Genomic DNA, 18,243 nt, shown 5'->3' on the forward strand with positions numbered 1-18,243 from the left:
CGGCGCGCCCGATGCGCCTCATCCGCGCGGGATGAGGCGCATCGTGTCGCGGTCAGTAGCGGTAGTGGTCGGCCTTGTAGGGGCCCTCGACCGGGATGCCCAGGTAGTCGGCCTGGTCCTTCGTGAGCTCGCTGAGCCGGACCCCGAGCGCGTCGAGGTGGAGGCGGGCGACCTTCTCGTCGAGGATCTTGGGCAGGCGGTACACCTCGCGCTGGTACTGCCGGGCGCCGTCGTCCTGGGAGGACCCGGCGGCGCTGCCTGCGCCGTCGGTGAAGAGCTCGATCTGGCCGATGACCTGGTTGGAGAACGAGTTGCTCATGACGAACGACGGGTGGCCGGTCGCGTTGCCGAGGTTGAGCAGGCGGCCCTCGGACAGCACGATGATCGAGCGCCCCGCGGCCTCGCCGTCGGGCCCGGCCTCCGTGAACGTCCACTCGTGGACCTGCGGCTTGATCTCGGTGCGCACGACACCCGGGACCTGCGCGAGACCGGCCATGTCGATCTCGTTGTCGAAGTGGCCGATGTTCCCGACGACGGCCTTGTCCTTCATCGCGACCAGGTGCTCGGTGCGGATGACGTCCTTGTTGCCGGTCGTGGTGATGAAGAAGTCGGCCTCGCCGACGACGTCCTCGAGCCGTGCGACCTGGTAGCCGTCCATCGCGGCCTGCAGGGCGCAGATCGGATCGATCTCGGAGACGATGACGCGCGCGCCCTGCCCGCGGAACGCCTCGGCCGCGCCCTTGCCGACGTCGCCGTAGCCCGCGACGAACGCCACCTTGCCGCCGATGAGGATGTCGGTGGCGCGGTTGATGCCGTCGGGCAGGGAGTGGCGGATGCCGTACTTGTTGTCGAACTTCGACTTCGTGACGGAGTCGTTGACGTTGATCGCGGGGAACAGGAGCTGGCCCTGCTCGGCGAGCTGGTAGAGGCGGTGGACGCCGGTCGTGGTCTCCTCGGTGACGCCGAGGAGGCTCTCCGCGACGGTCGTCCAGCGCAGCGGGTCGGCCTCGAGGGCGCGGCGCAGCACGGCGCGGACGACGTTCGCCTCCTCCGAGTGGTCGGGCTCGCCGGGGCGCGTGTCGGCCGGGACGGCGCCCGCGCGCTCGTACGCGACGCCCTCGTGCACGAGGAGGGTCGCGTCCCCGCCGTCGTCGAGGATCATGTTGGGGCCCTGCACGGTGCCGTCCTCCGACGGCCACACGAGGATCTGCTCCGTGCAGTCCCAGTACTCGGGCAGCGACTCGCCCTTCCAGGCGAACACGGGCACACCCTGCGGGTCCTCGGGTGTCCCCTCCGGCCCGACGACGATCGCCGCCGCGGCCTCGTCCTGCGTGGAGAAGATGTTGCAGCTCGCCCAGCGCACCTCGGCACCGAGCGCGGTGAGGGTCTCGATGAGGACGGCGGTCTGGACCGTCATGTGCAGCGAGCCGGCGATGCGGGCGCCCGCGAGCGGCTGCGTGGGACCGAACTCCTCGCGCAGGGCCATGAGGCCGGGCATCTCGTGCTCGGCGAGGCGGATCTGGTGGCGGCCCGACTCGGCGAGCGCCAGGCTGCGGACCTTGTAGCGGCCGGGGATCTCGTCGAACCCGGTCGCCCCAGCGGACGAAGCGTTCTCGGACATGCGTGCTCCTTGGACTCGTGCGCTGGGGGCTCCCGTCCGCGCGGGGTGGACGCCGCCTGGCGGGCGGCGGATCACGTCCAGGGTAGTCGGGCCCGCCGAGTGCGACGCTCCGTCCGCCGAGTGCGACGCGAGCTTCGCCGAGTGCGACGCCCCGCCCGCCGAGTGCGACGCACAGTCCCGCGCCGGACGCCGTCGTGCACAGGGCGCGGTCGCACCACGACGCACGCCGGACGCCCGACGCCACCATGCAGCGCATGAGACGACCTCTCACTCTCCCGACCTCCCGGATCGCAGGCGACCCCGATCGCGAGATCCTCCTGCCCGACTCGACGCCCGCCGTCCCTGGCGCCGCGAAGATGTCGTACGTCTTCGCCGCGCGCCTCCGTGCAGCCCGCACGCTCCTCCCGGACGACGCCGTCCTTCATGGCGACACGGCCCTGTGGGTGCACGGCGTCGACTGGTTCACGGAGGACGACAGCCCGATCGACGTCGCATTCCTCCGGCCCGACCGGATCCGCCGACGCCCGCACCTGCGGGTTCGCGCCCGTTCGTTCCACCGCGACGACGTCGTCGACTCGCCGTGGGGTCCCGTGACCTCGGTCGAGCGGACGGCATACGACATCGCCCGCGACCCACTCGTCCACCGTTCGGTCCCCCGGCTCGATGCACTCGCCCGGGCGACGGACCCGCTCACGAGCGTCCGGCGCACGCCACGCCCCGGAGTCGTCGTCCCGTCGCCTTGTGGCATCGACCTCGACGGCGTGCAGGCCGTCGTCGACCGGAACCCGGGTGCGCGGTGGATCCGCCGTGTCCACGAGACGCTCGCACTCATGGACGGTGGGGCCGAGTCGCCACCGGAGTCGCAGCTCCGCCTCGTCGTGGTGACGGCCGGCTTCCCGAGGCTCGAGACACAGATCGAGGTGTTCGACGGCGCACGCTTCGTCGCACGGCTCGACATGGGTTGGCGCGAGCACAAGATCGGGATCGAGTACGACGGCGAGTATCACCTCCTCGAAGCCCAGGCCTCGAAGGATGCGGTGCGCGCGGACGATGTGCGCTCGTGCGACTGGCGACTCGCACAGGTCGACAAGGAAAGACTCGCCGACGAAGGCGAGCTGCTGCAGAGCCTCCGTCGTCTGCGTCGCGATACCTGACCGCCGAGTGCGACGCTCCGTTCACCGAGTGCGACGTCGTCGCACTCGGCGAACCCGACGTCACACTCGGCGAACCCGGCGTCACACTCGGCGAACCCGGCGTCGCACTCGGCGCGGGCCGCGTAGCAATCGAACGCGCGAGCGCGCGCCCGCGCGCGATACCGATTGTTGACCGAGATCGCAACGTCACAATGGCATAACAACCCGGGATCGGCTCTCAGCCGCACCATTCCGCGGATCATGCCCGGCCGATCCGGGGTGATCGGGCCTTGATTGCCCCCGGCGAGTTCGAGATTCTTCCTGCATTTTGGCAAGGTGGAACGTCGGCATGGCGCCGGGTCCACCGGGACCCCGGCCCTCGCCCTGCGGGTCTCGCCGCGCCTCGGCGCGCGACCTGCGGGTCGCTGGGGGCCGTGCACAGCGCCGCCGCACAGAACCTGACGGAGGTGGAAGTCGCATGAGTGCGACCACAGCCCGGACCACCGGGACCCAGTCCCCCGCGGTCCGGGTCGAGAACGTCTACAAGGTCTTCGGCCGCCGCGCCCAGAAGGCGGTCCGCCGGCTCGAGGAGGGCGCGAGCCGCGACGCGGTCAAGGACCTCGGCACCGCCGCGGTCATCGACGTGAGCTTCGACGTGGCCCCCGGCGAGATCTTCGTCGTGATGGGCCTGTCGGGCTCGGGCAAGTCGACCCTGATCCGCATGATCAACGGGCTGTGGACGCCGACCGCGGGTCACGTCCGTCTCGGCGGCGACGACCTCACCGCGGTGAGCGGCGCCCGCCTGCGCGAGCTGCGCCGGAGCCGGGTCTCTATGGTGTTCCAGCACTTCGCGCTGCTCCCCCACCGGACCGTCCTCGAGAACGCCGCGTACCCCCTCGAGATCCAGGGCGTCGACAAGGCGGAGCGTCGTGAGCGCGCCGCCAAGGCGCTCGACCTCGTCGGCCTCGAGGGCTGGCACGACTCGCTGCCCTCACAGCTCTCGGGCGGCATGCGCCAGCGTGTCGGCCTGGCCCGCGCGCTCGCCGCCGACACCGACGTCCTGCTCATGGACGAGGCGTTCTCGGCGCTCGACCCGCTGATCCGCCGCGAGATGCAGGAGCAGCTCATCGAGCTGCAGCGCACCCTCGGCAAGACGATCGTCTTCATCACCCACGACCTCAACGAGGCCATGCACCTCGGCGACCGCATCGCCGTGATGCGCGACGGCCGCGTCGTCCAGATCGGCACGCCGGAGCAGATCCTGTCCGAGCCCGCCGACGACTACGTCGCCCAGTTCGTGAACGACGTCGACCGCACCCGCGTCCTCACCGCGGGCTCCGTCATGACGCCCACCGGCGAGCCCGGATCGCCCGCCGGCGTCGCCGCCGCCCCCACGCCCGACGGCGTCCCCGTGGTCGCGGAGGACACCCCCCTCGCCGACCTGTTCGCCCCCGCGGCCGAGAGCGACGTCCCGCTCACGGTGCACGACGACGCAGGTCACGTCGTCGGGCACATCGACCGCGAGGCGCTGCTCGAGGCGATGGTCCCGGAGCAGGGCACAGCCCCCGACCTGGAGGGCGTCGAGGACGGCGCCCCCGTCGAAGCGGCCGCCACGACGGAAGGAGCAGCCCGATGATCACCGCAGCACTCTCCGCCGCGACGCTGGCCGTGAACGACGAGACCGGCACCCTGGTCCCGCGGATCGACCTCGGCGAGTGGGTCAACAGCTTCGTCGACTGGCTGACCACGAGCTTCACGGGCTTCTTCGACGCGATCAAGAACGCGCTCCAGGGCGCGTACGACGCCGTCGACTGGGTGTTCTCGACCCCGCCGTTCTGGGCCGTCGCACTCGTGCTCGCGCTCCTCGCCACGTGGGCGAAGTCCTGGCGGCTCGGGCTCACCGTCCTCGTCGGGCTCGTGGTCATCGCGGGCGTCGACCAGTGGGACCACGCGATGGACACCCTGTCCCTCGTGCTCGTCTCAGCGGTGATCGCGCTGATCATCGCGATACCGCTCGGCATCTGGGCGGCACGCAACGACCACGTGTCGCGCGTCGTCCGACCCGTCCTGGACCTCCTCCAGACCATGCCGGCGTTCGTCTACCTGATCCCGACGGTCATCATCTTCCTCACCGGCGCCGTCCCGGGCATCGTCGCGACCGTGCTGTTCGCGCTCGCCCCGGGGGTCCGGTTCACCGAGCTCGGCATCCGGCAGGTCGACTCGGAGGTCGTCGAGGCCGGCCGCGCGTTCGGCGCCACCGACCGCCGCATCCTTCGCCAGATCCAGGTGCCGCTCGCGCTGCCCACGATCATGGCCGGGGTCAACCAGGTCATCATGCTGTCGCTCTCGATGGTGGTCGTCGCCGGCATGGTCGGCGCCGGCGGCCTCGGCGGCGACGTCGTCTCCGCGCTGCAGCAGATCGACGTCGGGCTCGGCTTCGAGGCCGGCCTGTCCGTCGTGATCCTCGCGATCTTCCTCGACCGCGTGACGTCGGCGCTCGCCGGCCGCGCACCCGTCTCCCGGGCGCTGGCCAAGGTCCGCGCCTGACCCGGGCTGCGCCGTCGGGCACGCCCGCCCGACGGCGCACCCACCTTTCCCCGTCCGGCCGACCACGGCCGGTCCCCGACCCAGGTAGGCGCGAGCCTGCCGAAGGAAGGACAACCCTGATGTTCACCGCACGCCGCACCCGCTACGCCGCGGCCACCGTCGCCGTCTCCGCCCTCGCGTTCAGCGTGGCCGCCTGCTCGTCCGACGACGACGCGTCCGGCTCCGGCAAGTCCGGGTCGAGCGACAAGACGATCTCGATCGCGCTCCCGCCCGCTGGCTGGGACGAGGGCACGGCCGCCTCGTACGTCATCAAGAAGATCCTCACCGACCAGGGCTACACGGTGAAGACGCAGTCCGCCGACCTCGGGATCATCTTCACCGGCCTCGCCGGCGGCAGCTACGACATCTACGCCGACACCTGGCTCCCGACGACGCACGCCGCCTACCTGAAGAAGTACGGCAGCAAGATCGAGGACATGGGCACCTGGTACGACAACGCCAAGCTCACGATCGCCGTCAACGAGGACTCGCCGGCCAAGTCGATCGCGGACCTCAAGAAGTACGCGAAGGACTACGACAACAAGCTCGTCGGGATCGAGGCCGGCGCCGGTGAGACCGGGGTCGTGAAGAACGACATGCTCCCGGGCTACGGGCTCGAGGACCTCCAGTTCCAGACCTCGTCGACGTCCGCGATGCTCGCGTCCCTCAAGAGCGCGGAGCAGAGCGGCAAGAACATCGCCGTGACCCTGTGGCGTCCGCACTGGGCGTACACCCAGTTCAAGATCCGCGACCTCGAGGACCCGAAGGGCCTCATGGGCGACGCCGAGCAGATCCACGCCTACGCGCACAAGGGCTTCTCCGCCGAGCACCCGGACATCGCGAAGTGGATGAAGAACTTCAAGCTCACCGACAAGCAGATCGGTGAGATCGAGAACCTCATGCGCAACGACGACCAGTACAAGGACAAGCCCGAGGCTGCCGTCGACGCGTGGCTCCAGAAGAACCCCGACTTCATCTCCAGCGTGACCGGTGGCTCCGGCGCCACGGAGACGTCCGGCTCCTGAGCCCTCCCCCTGCACGACGGCGCGAAGGCCGGCACCCGAACAGGTGCCGGCCTTCGCCGTGCCTGCGGCATGCGCAGGCTGAGGACCCTCTCGGGTCAGCCGTTCTTGGAGGCGCGGTAGCCAGCTGCCTCGGCAGCAGCGCGCGTCGTGAAGCAGATCTCCGGCTTGGTGCGGCTGTACCAGCGACCTCCCGGCACGTGGTAGATGCCGCTGTCGGCGTTGCCCTTGATGGGCGCCCAGCTCGGGCAGTTCCACTCGCTGATCGGCGCGGTGTGGTTGGGCCGCTTGCCCTTCTTGATGACGAGCTTCTGGGTGAGCGACTTCGACTTGGTCTTCGACCAGACCTTCCTGGTCGTCGTCTGCTTGGCCTTGTACGTCTTCTTCAGGTCGTCGCCAGGGTTCAGGGTGGCACTGAAAGGCTTACCCACCTGCGGGACGACGCGCGTCGTGAGCTCGTCGAGGTTGTCGCCAAAGCCGTAGTACGTGCCGTCCCCCATGTCGACGAGCGTCATCGACTCCTTGCGGGCTCCGTCGAAGCGGGACGACGTGCACGTCGCAACGAGGTCGCCGTAGCCATCGTCGAATCTCACCGTGCTCGCATTGCAGGTCACAGTGACGTCGGTCCCGAACGCGACGCCAACCTTCTTCTTCGTGACGGTCTTGGTCGTCGTCTTGAGCTTGTACGTCTTGTAGGTGACCTTCGTCGTCACCTTGTACGTGCCCGCCTTGAGCTTCACGGACTTCTTCTTCTTCGCGACGGTCTTCTTGCCGTGCTTCACGGTGAGCGTCTTCGACTTCACCGAGACCTTGCCCGACGCCGTCACGCGCGGCTTGATCGTCGTCTTGCCCTTGTAGGGGGCGCGCTTCGAGGCGATCTTCTTGATCGTGACCTTGGTCGGCGTCACCTTGGCCGCATGAACGGCGACGCTTGCGTGGACGGGTGCTGCCTGGGCGGACGTCGCGACGACGGCAGAGCCGGACACGAGGAGGCCGCCGACGAGGGCCGTGGCGAGCAGGGAACGGAGGGAACGCATCGGGACTCCTGGGGCACGCGGCGCAAGGCCTGCGACTGACGAGACGGCTGATCGTAACCTCGCGAAAGTGCTGGTCAGCGCCATGAGTCCACCTGAATCGGGCACGTGGCCTCGGACCTCACCCGCGATTTCACCCGGACCGTCCCGCACCCGGACGCGAGGAGGCCGACGCCCCGCGGGGACGCCGGCCTCGGGCTCGCGGTCCGGTCAGCCTTGTGCGAAGTACTGCGTCACCGGCGTCTTGCCGGAGGAGTCGGTGACCTTCCAGACACCCGCCTCAGCCATCTTCCGCGTCACGTCGGCCGTCGCCGTCGCCACGAACCCGTAGTCCCCGCCCGCGTACGCCTTGGAGCTCACCGTCGCCGGATACTCGCGGCCGTCGACGACGAGGGCGAAGCTCAGGTCACCGACCTCCGCGTGGTTACCTGGCAGCGCCTGGAAGCTCGTCTTGATCGTGGTCGGGTTGTCGCCGCTGACGACGGTCACGCCGCCCTTGGCCTGTGCGTCGAGCGTCACGATCCAGCTGTTCAGGAGCGCCATCCCGTCGGGCCCGTACGGGTCGTCCACCGACGAGTCGACGAGGACGAACGAGTCGTCGCTCGCCACCTTGCCGGCCTTGTTCGAGACGACGACGCGGAGGTCGTCGTGCGTCCTGGTCGTCGCCGTGAAGGTGTAGGTCGACCCGGTGGCGCCCTTGATCACGTGGTAGTCGTAGTCGCCGTCGGCGGAGTCGTCGACGTACTGCCACTGGTAGGTGAGACCGACTCCCGACGCCCGGACCGACAGGGTGACCGAGGTCCCGCTCGCGACCTGCTGCCCCTCGAGGGGCTGCTTCGTGATCTTCGGTTTCGTGATGACGGTGAGCTTGGCCGACGACGTCGTGACTCGTCCCGCCTTGTTGGACACGGCGGCCTTGTACCGGTACCCGTTCTTGGCGGCGCTCGCCGTGACCGTGTAGCGGGCGCTCGCCGCACGGGCGACCTTCACGTAGGACTTGCCCGGCGCCTTGGCGTACCACTGGACGTGGAGCGCGTTGCCAGTCGCGTGGACCGTGAACGACGCCTTCTTGCCGGTCACGACGACCGCGGCGTGGGGCTGGCGCGTGACGTGCGGCTTGACCGCGACCGTGAGCTTGGCGCTCTTCGAGGTCACGGACCCGTGGACGTTCTTCACGACGACGCGGTAGCGGTGCCCGTTCAGCGAGGCCTTCGCCTTGACCGTGTACGACGCGTGAGTTGCCTTCGCGATCTTCTTCCACGTCTTGCCGTTCGTGCTGACGTACCAGCGGAACGCGAGGTGCGCGCCGGACGACTTGACCTTGAACGTGGCCTCGTGGCCGGTGGCGACGACTACCGACTTCGGCGACGACGTGACGTGGGGCTTGGTGGCGGCGCTCGCGGCGAGCGTGACCGACGAAGCGGTGTGCGGCGCGGCGAACGCGGCCACGGCGGGGGTCGTGACACCCGCCGCGACGACCGCGGCGAACGTAGCGACCGCGGCGGCACGGCGACCGCCCACGAAGAGCTGGCGCATGGATCCTCCAGGGGAATGAACGTGAGTAAGAGAGTCGGACCGTCCTGGACGTTCGTGGAGGACCCGCCAGTAGGCCGGCCGTGAACGTAGCACCCGGAGCGACATGTCCAAGTGCCGTTCGCGCGATTTCACCCGCCCCCGATGCGTCGCTTTTGGGCGGGCGACCCACTTCGTCTGTTGCCGGTGCTAACGTCCGGCTCGGCCCGTTCTCACCATGGGCGTACGTGCCACTGGGGCAGGACCCGTCCTGCCCGCAGGGGGGCAACGGCGCCGAGCGCTGCACCTACGAAACGTTTCTCCGGGCGATGTAACTAGCCAAGCCAGATGCCTGCGCGCGGCGTTGCGCGAACCTTGTCCCCCGTCGGGCTCGCCCCTGCGGTCCGGCGGTAGAACCACTTTGTTGAGGAGTCACCATGCAGTTGCCTCGTAAGGCCGCAGCCAGCATTCTCGCTGCGACCGTCATCGCCGGCGGCGTCGCGTTCGGCGTCAGCGGTACCGCATCGGCCAAGAGCCACTCGTACGTCACGGGCGCGGACATCAAGAACAACAGCGTCACGAGCGCCGACGTGAAGAACGGCTCGCTCACCGGCGCCGACATCAAGGACGGGTCGATCCACGGCGCCGACGTCGCCAACGCGTCGCTCACCGGCGCCGACATCAAGAACGGTTCGCTCAGTGTGTCCGACCTCTCGTCCAGCACCAAGAAGGCGCTCACGGGCAAGACCGGCGCCAAGGGTGCCACGGGCGCCAAGGGCGCGAAGGGCGACACCGGCGCCAAGGGCGCGAAGGGCGACACCGGCGCCAAGGGCGCGAAGGGCGACACCGGACCGAAGGGGCAGGACGGCAAGGACGGCAAGGACGCATTCGTCTCGCCGAAGAGCCAGTCGTTCGACCCGGCTGTGATCGCACAGCTCGGCGGCTCCTGGAAGGCTGTGAACAACACAGGGACCAAGGGGCACACCAAGGTCGGCACGACCGAGGTGCTGCCGGCGGGCACATACCTGCTCACCGTCAACTCCGACATCTGGAAGTCCTCGGACACCGACGCCACCCCGCAGATCCAGGTTCAGGTCAACTCGGGTGTGGGTGACGGCTTCCCTGCCGCCACCTACATCACGACGTTCGCCACGGCTCCCGCCGGCGGGGTTGCGAACCCGGATCGGGGCACGTCCGGCGTCCTTGAGCAGACGTCCTCCGGGACTGCGATCGTCACCCTCGACGAGCCCACCGCGCTGGAGGTCGACGCCTTCGGCTACAACTCTGGCATGGGCTCGGCGGGATCCGGCGACTTCTCGGTCGCGACCACGCTCTCGTGGGTGGGGCTGAACGCCAAGTGACAGGTGTCCGCGTAGCCGCTTGAGGCGCACGCGATTTCACCCGGCGGCCCGTCGCTCACCTGAGCGACGGGCCGCTCGCTCTTGCCCGCTGACCAGGTACTCTCATGCCGCCGAGCAGAAGCATCGGCGCTTCACTGAATTCTCTGGGGGGACCATGCGCCGACGGCGTGCCATCTCGCTCGCTTCGACCCTCGTGGCGAGCGCCCTGACCGTCTCGTTGGCGGTCCCTGCTGTGGCGGCGTCACCGTCGCCGCACGTGACGTCACCGTCGCGGACTCTTGCGTCGCCGTCGGCGGGCAGCAACCAGGACGACACACTCCCCTGGGCCCCGCGCTCGACGCCGACCGCGGACCCTTCGCCGCTGCTCCGCTCCGAGACCCTGGGCGGGCTGGCGGCGGCGACGGCCTCGTCGACCGTGCATCAGCTCGATGTCGTGATCGCAACCCCCAAGGGGCAGAAGCGCACGGTCCAGGACTCCGACGTGCGCTCGCTCGTCTCAGACGTGTCCGGATACTGGTCGGGCCAGACGAACGGACGCGCCTCGTTCACCGTCAAGACGATCAAGTACGTCACAGCCACCGCGACCTGCTCGTCGTCCTCGAGCGCCGACAACACGTCGGTCGTCACCAAGCTGTGGACCCAGGGCTCGAAGGCCGTCACGAGCAACAAGCAGGACTGGTGGGGCGGCGGCAGCCCGAAGACCGGACCGGCTGCGCGTGAACACCTCGTCGTCCTCTACCCGTTCGCGGCGGGCGACCCGCATGGTCTGACGACGTGCAACGGGATGCTGGGGCTCGGCACGACGCCGACCAAGGCATCAGTTGGCAACAGCGGTCTGACGTTCGCGCTGTTCGGCGCGTCCGACGCCGCCGCCGATCACGCGAACGCGTCCCAGTTCTACGAGAGCCGGCAGTCGCTGGCTCACGAGCTCGGCCACAACTTCGGACTGCAGCACGCCAGCATGTGGTGGTGCCTGAAGGGTGCGAGCGACGGCGCGTTCTCCTCGTTGTCCTGCCTGATGGCGAGCTACCTCGACCCGTACGACGTCATGGGCGGAGGAAACGGCGACAAGGGCATCCCGGCTCTCTCCGGGCCGCAGAAGATCCGGCTCGGACTCCTCTCGACGGCACAGCGCCGGACGGTCACCGACACGACCGCGCTCACGCTCCAGCCGGTCCCAGCCAGCGAGAAGGGCGCGCCCGCCGGTCTGCAAGCGGCGCAGGTCAAGGACCCGTCCACCGGTGAGGTCTACACCGTGGAATATCGGCCCTCGCTGCCGGGTGTCACGTTCCCCGCGACCGACCTCGGTTCACCGTTCGGCACCTACGACATGGGTGGCAGCGGCGACTACACCGTCGACGACGGGGTGCGCGTCATGCGTCTCGCGACGAGCCAGGGCGAGACCAGCTGGGGCAACTGGAGCAAGAACGAGCAGGCGATCGTGCCGATCGGACCGGCGTCGAACCGCACGTCGTACCTTCCCGACGGCAAGACGTTCACGACCCGCAGCGGCAAGGTCTCGATCCGGGTGGCCGCGCAGGGCGCGACGGCGTCCGTGTCGTTCGTCGTGCACCGCAAGGCCCGGCTCTCCGTGGCCCGGACCGCGACGACCCAGCGGTACGCGCAGACCGCCGTCCGGGTGACGGCGCGCACCGCCACGACGAACGGCGTGCGACCGACCGGGACCGTGACGTTCAAGGACGGTTCGCGCACGCTGAAGACGGTGCGGACGTCGTCGGCCGGGGTGGCCGCCTACACGCTGCCGAAGACCTTGTCCGTGAAGACCCACTCGGTCACGGCCACGTTCTCGCCCGACGCCGCCACCAAGGCTCGCTACGTCGAGGCGATCGCGGTGGGTACCAAGGTCAAGGTGACCAAGGCGTCGGCGGCGGCGAGCGTGAGGCTCGCGCACACCAAGATCAAGAAGGGTTCGAAGCCGAAGGTCACGGTCAAGGTCGCGGTCAAGGGCATCACCAAGCCCACGGGCACGATCAAGGTCTACGAGAACGGTCACAAGGTGAAGACCGTGAAGCTGACGTCCTCGCGCAAGGGCAAGATCACGGTCACGCTGCCGAAGACGAAGAAGCGCGGCACCGTGAAGATCGTCGCGAAGTACTCGGGAACCTCGAAGATCGCCGCCAAGACGACCAAGACGGTGAAGCTCAAGGTCCGCTGACGGCACACGCTGCGCCGACGACGCATGGCCAGAGGCGGCGGCCCCTCGGAGCGAGAGGGGTCGCCGCCTCGTGCGCGCCCCGCTGCCTACTTCGTCACGGCGACGGCGTCCTTGCCTGCGGACGCGGCGTAGCTCGGCGTCGCGGCGAATCGGACGCTCCATGTGCCTGCCACCGCCTGGGTGCGCTTCACGGAGTACGTGCCCGACGACGACGTCGTGACGGCCGCGACCTGCGACGCGCCCTTCGGGCCGGCCGGGTCGAACCAGACGGTGAGCGTCTTGTGGGGGTACGACGTGTAGTGCAGGGTCCCGCGGACGGAGGTCGCGTGCGTCAGCCTCCCCGCGACGGTGACCTTCGCACCCTTCTTCACGGGCTCGGGTGAGGCGTTGACGCTCAGGCGGGTCTTCTTCTTGACGACCGCGACGGTGTCGCCCGCCGACCGGACGCCCGCGTAGTACGTCGAGCCGGCGTACTCGGCGCTCCACACCCCGGTGGTCCTCGCGGTGACCTTCCTCGTGAACCGGCCCGAGGCGTCGGTCGTGGCCGTGCCGACCTTCGTCCGCGGCGCCGAGCCCGCCGGGTCGAAGTACACGTCGACCTTGCGTCCGCTGTACGAGGCGTATCTGCCCGTCGACTGCCCGTAGCGCGTGAGCGTCCCGGTGACCGTGAGGCTCTCGCCGACGGCGGCCGGCTCGGGTCCCGCGTCGACTTTCAGCGCCGTCGGGAGCTTCACATGGAAGGTGGCGTCGCTGTAGGCAGACGGGTCCTCGGCCTTCGAATCGGCGAAGACGGCCGCCTCGACGTCCCACAGCCCGGGGCGCACGGAGTCGGGCACCGTGAACGTGGTGGTGAGCGTCGTAGGCACGGACGTGGGCGTGAGCTCGTCGATACCGAGCTCGTCGGGCCCGGTCGCTTCGTGAGGACCGACGATCACGTCCGCTTCCTCCTCGCCGACCAGCGCACGGCTGAGCTTCGCCGTGACCTTGATCGACACGGTGTGGTGCGGCTTGAGAGTGACGCTGGTCGCCGACACCGAGAGCACCTTCACGGGCGCGGGGTCGGTCGGCGCGGCCACGGCGGGCGCGAGGGCTCCCGCCACGACGAGCCCGGCAGCCGCGCTGCCTGCGGCGATGATTCTTCTGAGCATGGGTTCCCCGTTCGCCGTCCCGCTGTTCCCCAGCGGGTCCGTGGCGCGGGACGGTGGCGGGACGCTATCCGGTCCAGGACGCCGTCCGGTGGACAACGGGGAAACGGCACACCAACAGCGGAGCACGTCCGTCGCGCGTTGCGTTGTCTCACAGGGTGGAGCGAGTGTCCACGATGCGGCACGAGTCGCTCTATCATCGCCGAATGCCTCCCGGCAGCACGGCCGTCGCCCCCATCGGCCGCACCCCGTCCACCCGCCACGCGGGGCCATGAGCATCGAACCGGCCCTCGTCCTCGGGGGTCTCGTCGTCGGCTTCGTGGTCGGCCTGACCGGCATGGGCGGCGGGGCCCTCATGACGCCGATGCTCATCTTCGTGTTCAAGGTCGACCCCCTCATGGCGGTCTCGAGCGACGTCGTCGCGAGCCTGTTCATGAAGCCCGCGGGCGCCGTCGTGCACCTGCGCCGTCGCACCGTGAACCTTCGCCTGGTGGGCTGGCTGTGCCTCGGCTCGGTGCCTGCCGCGTTCTCCGGCGTGCTGCTGCTCCGCGTCCTACCGCTCGGGGACGGGTTCGACGACGCAGTGAAGGTCGTCCTCGGCGTGGCCCTCCTCCTGGCGTCCGCGGGCCTGGTGGTCCGCGCCGTGCTCCAGATGACCCGCCGCAGCACGCCGTTCGGCGAGGGACCGGCCGAGCCCTCCTCCCCCGACGTCGTCGTCCGCCCGCTGCCGACCGTCGCGCTCGGCGCCGTGGCCGGGCTGCTCGTCGGCATGACGTCCGTGGGCGCCGGATCGATCGTGATCGTGATCCTGCTGCTCATGTACCCCGCGCTCAAGGCGTCCCAGGTCGTCGGGACCGACCTCGTGCAGGCCGTCCCCCTCGTCGCCGCGGCCTCACTCGGTCACCTGCTCTACGGCGACTTCTCCCTCGGGCTCACCACGTCCCTGCTCATCGGCGCGATCCCCGGTGCGTGGCTCGGCGCGCACGTCTCGAGCCGCGCACCCGGCGGCATCATCCGGCGTGCGCTGGCGATCCTGCTCCTCGCCTCGGGCCTGAAGCTCATCGGAGCGCCGGTGGGGTGGGTGGTCGCCGCCGCCGTCGCCGCGCTCGTCCTCGGGAACGTCGTGTGGATCGTGGTGAAGCGGCGGCTCACCCCGAACGACTCCGCCCCCGCGGCCGACCCCCGGCCGGTTCAGCCGTCGACTCCTCGACTCAGCCCGAAGGCCGCCCGCCAGGAGAAGTGACCGGACCATCGGTGCGGGCTCCCGAGGACGACTTCGGAGGTGGGCGGCGGCACCCGAGCGGTCCTGACCAGCGGCTCCGCTACCCTGAGCGGTGCGCCGAGGGGGCGCACTCGGCGCCCACGTCTGGATACCTGTACATGTCCGCGACCACTACCGCTGCGAGCGATGTCACGGCCGCTCCGGTCACCCGAGACACCTCGCTGCCCCGTCGCGACATCCAGGGGCTTCGCGCCCTGGCGGTGACGCTCGTCGTCCTCTCGCACTTCTGGCCCGGGCGGCTCACCGGCGGCTACGTCGGCGTCGACGTCTTCTTCGTGATCTCGGGCTTCCTCATCACCTCCCACCTGCTGACGAATCCGCCTCAGCGGTGGCGCGACCTCGGTGCGTTCTGGGGTCGCCGCGTGCGTCGGCTGCTCCCCGCCGCGACGCTCGTCCTCCTGGCGAGCCTCGTCGGAAGCGTGCTGTTCCTCCCTGCCACGGCGCTGCCCCGCATCGCGCACGAGACGACCGCCGCAGCGCTCTACGTGGAGAACTGGTCGCTCGCGTCGTCGTCGACGGACTACTTCGCCGCCGACGACCTGCCCACCCCGGTGCAGCACTATTGGTCCCTGTCCGTGGAGGAGCAGTTCTACCTCGTGTGGCCGCTGGTCATCGTGGCGGCGCTGTGGTGCGCACGCCGGGCCCGCGGGCGCTTCCCGTGCGTGGGCGCCGCCCTCGCCACGGTCTTCATCGCCTCCCTGGTGCTCTCGCTGCGCGACACGGCGACGAACCCGGCGGCCGCCTACTTCGTCACGCCGACCCGGATGTGGGAGCTGGCGCTCGGGGGCCTGGTGGGTCTGGCCGAGGTCCGCGGCGCCCGGCTCGTCCCGCGGGCGGGACGGGCGCCGCTCGCCTGGCTAGGGCTGGCGGCGATCACGGCCGCAGCCTTCCTGTACGACGACGGCACCCCCTTCCCGGGGATCGCCGCACTGCTCCCCACGGTCGGGGCGGCGGTGGTGATCGCGTCGGCGACGGACGGCGTCGTCGGATCTCCCGACCGAGCGTGGAGCCTGCGGGGCGTGCAGCTGACGGGCGACGGCTCGTACTCGATCTACCTGTGGCACTGGCCGCTGCTCGTCATCGTGCCGTTCGTGCTCGACCGGCCGCTGTCCTGGCCGGTCAAGGTCGCGCTCGTGGCGGTGGCGTTCCTGCTCGGCCGGGTCACCAAGGCCGCGGTCGAGGACCCGGTGCGGCACAGCCACACCCTCGCGGGGCCGCTCTGGCGGACCTTTCTCGTCGGCGGCCTGCTCATGGGCGTCACCGCGACCGCAGCGACCGCCGTGGGTGTGCACGAAGAGCACGCCGCCGCATCCGCGACGGACGCCGTCGCCGACGCGCTCCGCGGCGACACGACCTGCGTCGGCGCCGGCGCGGCACGCCACCCGTCGACGTGCGACTTCGTCGGGACGAAGCTGCTGACACCCGCCACGTTCGCCAAGGATGACAAGGCCCGGGTGTACGCGGACCACTGCTGGAACTCCCCGCCGTTCACGTCCCGCAAGTCCTGCATGTACGGCACCGCCCACCCCGAGGCGCGGATCGCGCTCGTCGGGAACTCCCACGCGGGCTCCTGGGAGCCGGCCCTCGCCGACCTCGCGGAGAAGCACGACTGGCAGGTCACGACCTACCTGACGTCCGAGTGCTACACCGTCGACGCGGTTCAGGTGTTCGACGACGGGACCGGCGAGAACTGTCTCGACCTCGCCCGGTGGCAGATCCGATCCGTCGCGCAGGGCGGCTACGACCTGGTCGTCGTGGCGAACCGCACCTGGCGTCAGCTCGAAGGCGTCCCCCCGGACAAGTACGACGCCACGGTCCAGGAGCTCTATGGGGACACGTTGTCGACGTGGACGCGCTCCGGCATCCCCGTCCTGGCGGTCGCGGACATCCCCTATCACCCGTCGTCGGTCCCGGACTGCGTCGCCGAGCACCCGGACGACCTGACCGCGTGCGCGACACCCGAGACGGTCGCCGTGCCGCACGACCCGTTGGCCCGGGCCGCGAGGGCCGACCGCTCAGGTGACGTCAGCGTCCTCGACGTGACCGACCGGTTCTGCGCAGACCACGAGTGCCGTGGGGTGGTGGGTGGCGTGATCGCCTACTTCGACCAGGGGCACATGTCCGCGACGTTCTCGAGGACGCTCGAACCGGACGTCGAGAAGGCCGTCATGGCGGCCTTCCGATAGAGCCGACACCGCCACCGTCATCCACGCGACGTGACGGCAAGGGCCCCTCTCCGACGGAGAGGGGCCCTTCCGATACGGCGAGCGCGCGCTACTTCACGTCGACGTGGTCCTTGTTGGAAGTCGCCGCCGCGTAGGTCTTCGTCCCCGCGAACGTCACCTGCCAGGTGCCGTCGACCGACTGGGTGAGCTTCTTGGAGAACTCGCCCTTCGCGTTCGTCGTCACGGTGGCGACCTTGGTCGCGCCCTTCGGGCCGGTGGGGTTGAACCACACCGTCAACGTCTTGCCGTGGTACGAGGTGTAGTGCGCCTTGCCCCGCACCGACGTCGCATGGGTCAGACGTCCGGCGACCGTGAGCGTGGAGCCCTTCTTCGCCGGCTCCGGGCCCGCGTTCAGAGTCAGGTGCGTCTTCTTCTTGGCGACCGCCACGTTGTCACCGTTCGAGCGGACCGCCGCATACGACGACGTCCCCGCGAACTGCGCGCTCCAGACCCCCGTGGTCTTCGCCGTGAACTTCTTGGCGAACTGGCCCTTGGAGTCGGTCGTCACCGTGGCGACCTTGGCGCGAGGCGCCTTGCCCGCCGGATCGAAGTACACGTCGACCGTCTTGCCCTTGTAGACCGTGTTCTTCTCGGCCGTCTGGGAGTAGTGCGTGAGGGAGCCCGCCACCGTGATGGTCTCCCCGTACGCGGCCGGCTCCGGCGACGCGTTGACCGTGAACGCCGTCGGGAGCTTGACGTGGAAGCGTGTGGTCACGTCGACGAACGGGTCGACGTGACCGTCATACACGTCATTGATGGTGCCCTGGAAGACGCCGACCTCGGCACCCCAGTTCCCGACCGGGGTGTCGGCTTCGAGCGGGAACGACGTGCTGAGCGACTTGCCGCCGGATGCACCGTCGAGCGGCACGAGTACGACGTCGTCGGAGTCCCAGGGCCCGACGACGACCGCTGCAACCTCACCCTTGGCGAGCGGACGGCTCAGCGCGGCCTTGATAGTCAAGGTGCGGGTCGCGTGCGGCTTCAGGACGACGTCCGCCGTCGTGACGTGGACCGCCAGCGGCTCGGGCGACGGCGAACCGGCGGCGACGGCCGGGGCGACAGCCCCCGCGAGGACAAGACCGGCGGCCGCGGACCCCGCGGCAATGATCCTGCGAATCATGGATCCTCAATTCTTCGTCCCGCTGT

At 69.8% G+C, this 18,243-nt stretch carries 13 protein-coding genes; 8 read left to right on the top strand and 5 right to left on the bottom strand.

The window, feature by feature from the left end:
• Positions 1–52: 52 nt before the first annotated feature.
• Positions 53–1,621 carry an adenosylhomocysteinase gene (ahcY, locus tag KDY119_RS12805; RefSeq protein WP_051136184.1) on the bottom strand — a complete coding sequence of 523 codons (1,569 nt, stop codon included), beginning with the start codon at positions 1,619–1,621 and terminating at the stop codon, positions 53–55.
• A 254-nt stretch (positions 1,622–1,875) separates the two neighbouring features.
• Here ahcY and KDY119_RS12810 point away from each other — a divergent pair, with 254 nt between their 5' ends.
• The 4 genes from KDY119_RS12810 (at position 1,876) to KDY119_RS12825 (ending at position 6,365) form a co-directional block, all read left to right on the top strand.
• Positions 1,876–2,775, top strand: coding sequence for a hypothetical protein (locus KDY119_RS12810; RefSeq protein ID WP_148283991.1), 900 nt, complete (start codon positions 1,876–1,878; stop codon positions 2,773–2,775).
• Positions 2,776–3,232: 457 nt separating this feature from the next.
• Positions 3,233–4,390, top strand: coding sequence for a quaternary amine ABC transporter ATP-binding protein (locus KDY119_RS12815; protein ID WP_153022401.1), 1,158 nt, complete (start codon positions 3,233–3,235; stop codon positions 4,388–4,390).
• The gene (locus KDY119_RS12820) at positions 4,387–5,301 is read left to right on the top strand and encodes an ABC transporter permease (protein WP_051136186.1); all 915 of its coding nucleotides are present in this window, start codon (positions 4,387–4,389) and stop codon (positions 5,299–5,301) included. Before KDY119_RS12815 ends, KDY119_RS12820 begins: the two co-directional genes overlap by 4 nt.
• 119 nt (positions 5,302–5,420) lie before the next feature.
• The gene (locus KDY119_RS12825; protein WP_036946664.1) at positions 5,421–6,365 is read left to right on the top strand and encodes a glycine betaine ABC transporter substrate-binding protein; all 945 of its coding nucleotides are present in this window, start codon (positions 5,421–5,423) and stop codon (positions 6,363–6,365) included.
• A 95-nt stretch (positions 6,366–6,460) separates the two neighbouring features.
• On the opposite strand, the gene KDY119_RS12830 is transcribed toward KDY119_RS12825, so the two are convergent.
• Together KDY119_RS12830 and KDY119_RS12835 are read right to left on the bottom strand one after the other, a co-directional pair.
• Entirely contained in the window at positions 6,461–7,399 is a 939-nt protein-coding gene (locus KDY119_RS12830) for a sunset domain-containing protein (RefSeq protein WP_051136187.1), read from the bottom strand.
• Positions 7,400–7,606: 207 nt separating this feature from the next.
• Entirely contained in the window at positions 7,607–8,932 is a 1,326-nt protein-coding gene (locus KDY119_RS12835) for an immunoglobulin domain-containing family protein (protein ID WP_036946667.1), read from the bottom strand.
• 413 nt (positions 8,933–9,345) lie between these two features.
• On the opposite strand from KDY119_RS12835, the gene KDY119_RS12840 reads away from it, so the two are divergent.
• Positions 9,346–10,269, top strand: coding sequence for a collagen-like protein (locus tag KDY119_RS12840; protein WP_036946670.1), 924 nt, complete (start codon positions 9,346–9,348; stop codon positions 10,267–10,269).
• Positions 10,270–10,702: 433 nt separating this feature from the next.
• Positions 10,703–12,445 carry an Ig-like domain-containing protein gene (locus KDY119_RS12845; RefSeq protein WP_148283992.1) on the top strand — a complete coding sequence of 581 codons (1,743 nt, stop codon included), beginning with the start codon at positions 10,703–10,705 and terminating at the stop codon, positions 12,443–12,445.
• 86 nt (positions 12,446–12,531) lie between these two features.
• Here the strand turns inward: KDY119_RS12845 and KDY119_RS12850 are convergent, their stop codons facing one another.
• A complete protein-coding gene (locus KDY119_RS12850) occupies positions 12,532–13,593 on the bottom strand; it encodes a hypothetical protein (RefSeq protein ID WP_148283993.1) in 1,062 nt (353 codons plus the stop codon).
• A 268-nt stretch (positions 13,594–13,861) separates the two neighbouring features.
• Here KDY119_RS12850 and KDY119_RS12855 point away from each other — a divergent pair, with 268 nt between their 5' ends.
• Positions 13,862–14,833: a sulfite exporter TauE/SafE family protein gene (locus KDY119_RS12855; RefSeq protein WP_051136189.1), complete on the top strand. Its 972-nt coding sequence runs from the start codon at positions 13,862–13,864 to the stop codon at positions 14,831–14,833.
• A gap of 137 nt (positions 14,834–14,970) precedes the next feature.
• Positions 14,971–17,058: an acyltransferase family protein gene (locus KDY119_RS12860; protein ID WP_083890582.1), complete on the top strand. Its 2,088-nt coding sequence runs from the start codon at positions 14,971–14,973 to the stop codon at positions 17,056–17,058.
• Between the two features lie 88 nt (positions 17,059–17,146).
• Here KDY119_RS12860 and KDY119_RS12865 read toward each other — a convergent pair whose 3' ends face one another.
• Positions 17,147–18,217: a hypothetical protein gene (locus KDY119_RS12865; RefSeq protein WP_051136190.1), complete on the bottom strand. Its 1,071-nt coding sequence runs from the start codon at positions 18,215–18,217 to the stop codon at positions 17,147–17,149.
• Between the last annotated feature and the right edge of the window lie 26 nt (positions 18,218–18,243).

The sequence above is a fragment of the Luteimicrobium xylanilyticum genome (assembly GCF_009429125.1).
GTDB classification, from domain to species: Bacteria; Actinomycetota; Actinomycetes; order Actinomycetales; family Cellulomonadaceae; genus Luteimicrobium; species Luteimicrobium xylanilyticum.

What these genes read in the sequence shown, in the direction of transcription:
- KDY119_RS12835 (WP_036946667.1), bottom strand. Translation starts at nt 8,932, where the DNA reads ATGCGCCAGCTCTTCGTGGGCGGTCGCCGTGCCGCCGCGGTCGCTACG.
- KDY119_RS12860 (WP_083890582.1), top strand. Translation starts at nt 14,971, where the DNA reads ATGTCCGCGACCACTACCGCTGCGAGCGATGTCACGGCCGCTCCGGTC.
- KDY119_RS12865 (WP_051136190.1), bottom strand. Translation starts at nt 18,217, where the DNA reads ATGATTCGCAGGATCATTGCCGCGGGGTCCGCGGCCGCCGGTCTTGTC.
- KDY119_RS12815 (WP_153022401.1), top strand. Translation starts at nt 3,233, where the DNA reads ATGAGTGCGACCACAGCCCGGACCACCGGGACCCAGTCCCCCGCGGTC.
- KDY119_RS12830 (WP_051136187.1), bottom strand. Translation starts at nt 7,399, where the DNA reads ATGCGTTCCCTCCGTTCCCTGCTCGCCACGGCCCTCGTCGGCGGCCTC.
- KDY119_RS12820 (WP_051136186.1), top strand. Translation starts at nt 4,387, where the DNA reads ATGATCACCGCAGCACTCTCCGCCGCGACGCTGGCCGTGAACGACGAG.
- KDY119_RS12855 (WP_051136189.1), top strand. Translation starts at nt 13,862, where the DNA reads ATGAGCATCGAACCGGCCCTCGTCCTCGGGGGTCTCGTCGTCGGCTTC.
- ahcY (WP_051136184.1), bottom strand. Translation starts at nt 1,621, where the DNA reads ATGTCCGAGAACGCTTCGTCCGCTGGGGCGACCGGGTTCGACGAGATC.
- KDY119_RS12840 (WP_036946670.1), top strand. Translation starts at nt 9,346, where the DNA reads ATGCAGTTGCCTCGTAAGGCCGCAGCCAGCATTCTCGCTGCGACCGTC.
- KDY119_RS12810 (WP_148283991.1), top strand. Translation starts at nt 1,876, where the DNA reads ATGAGACGACCTCTCACTCTCCCGACCTCCCGGATCGCAGGCGACCCC.
- KDY119_RS12825 (WP_036946664.1), top strand. Translation starts at nt 5,421, where the DNA reads ATGTTCACCGCACGCCGCACCCGCTACGCCGCGGCCACCGTCGCCGTC.
- KDY119_RS12850 (WP_148283993.1), bottom strand. Translation starts at nt 13,593, where the DNA reads ATGCTCAGAAGAATCATCGCCGCAGGCAGCGCGGCTGCCGGGCTCGTC.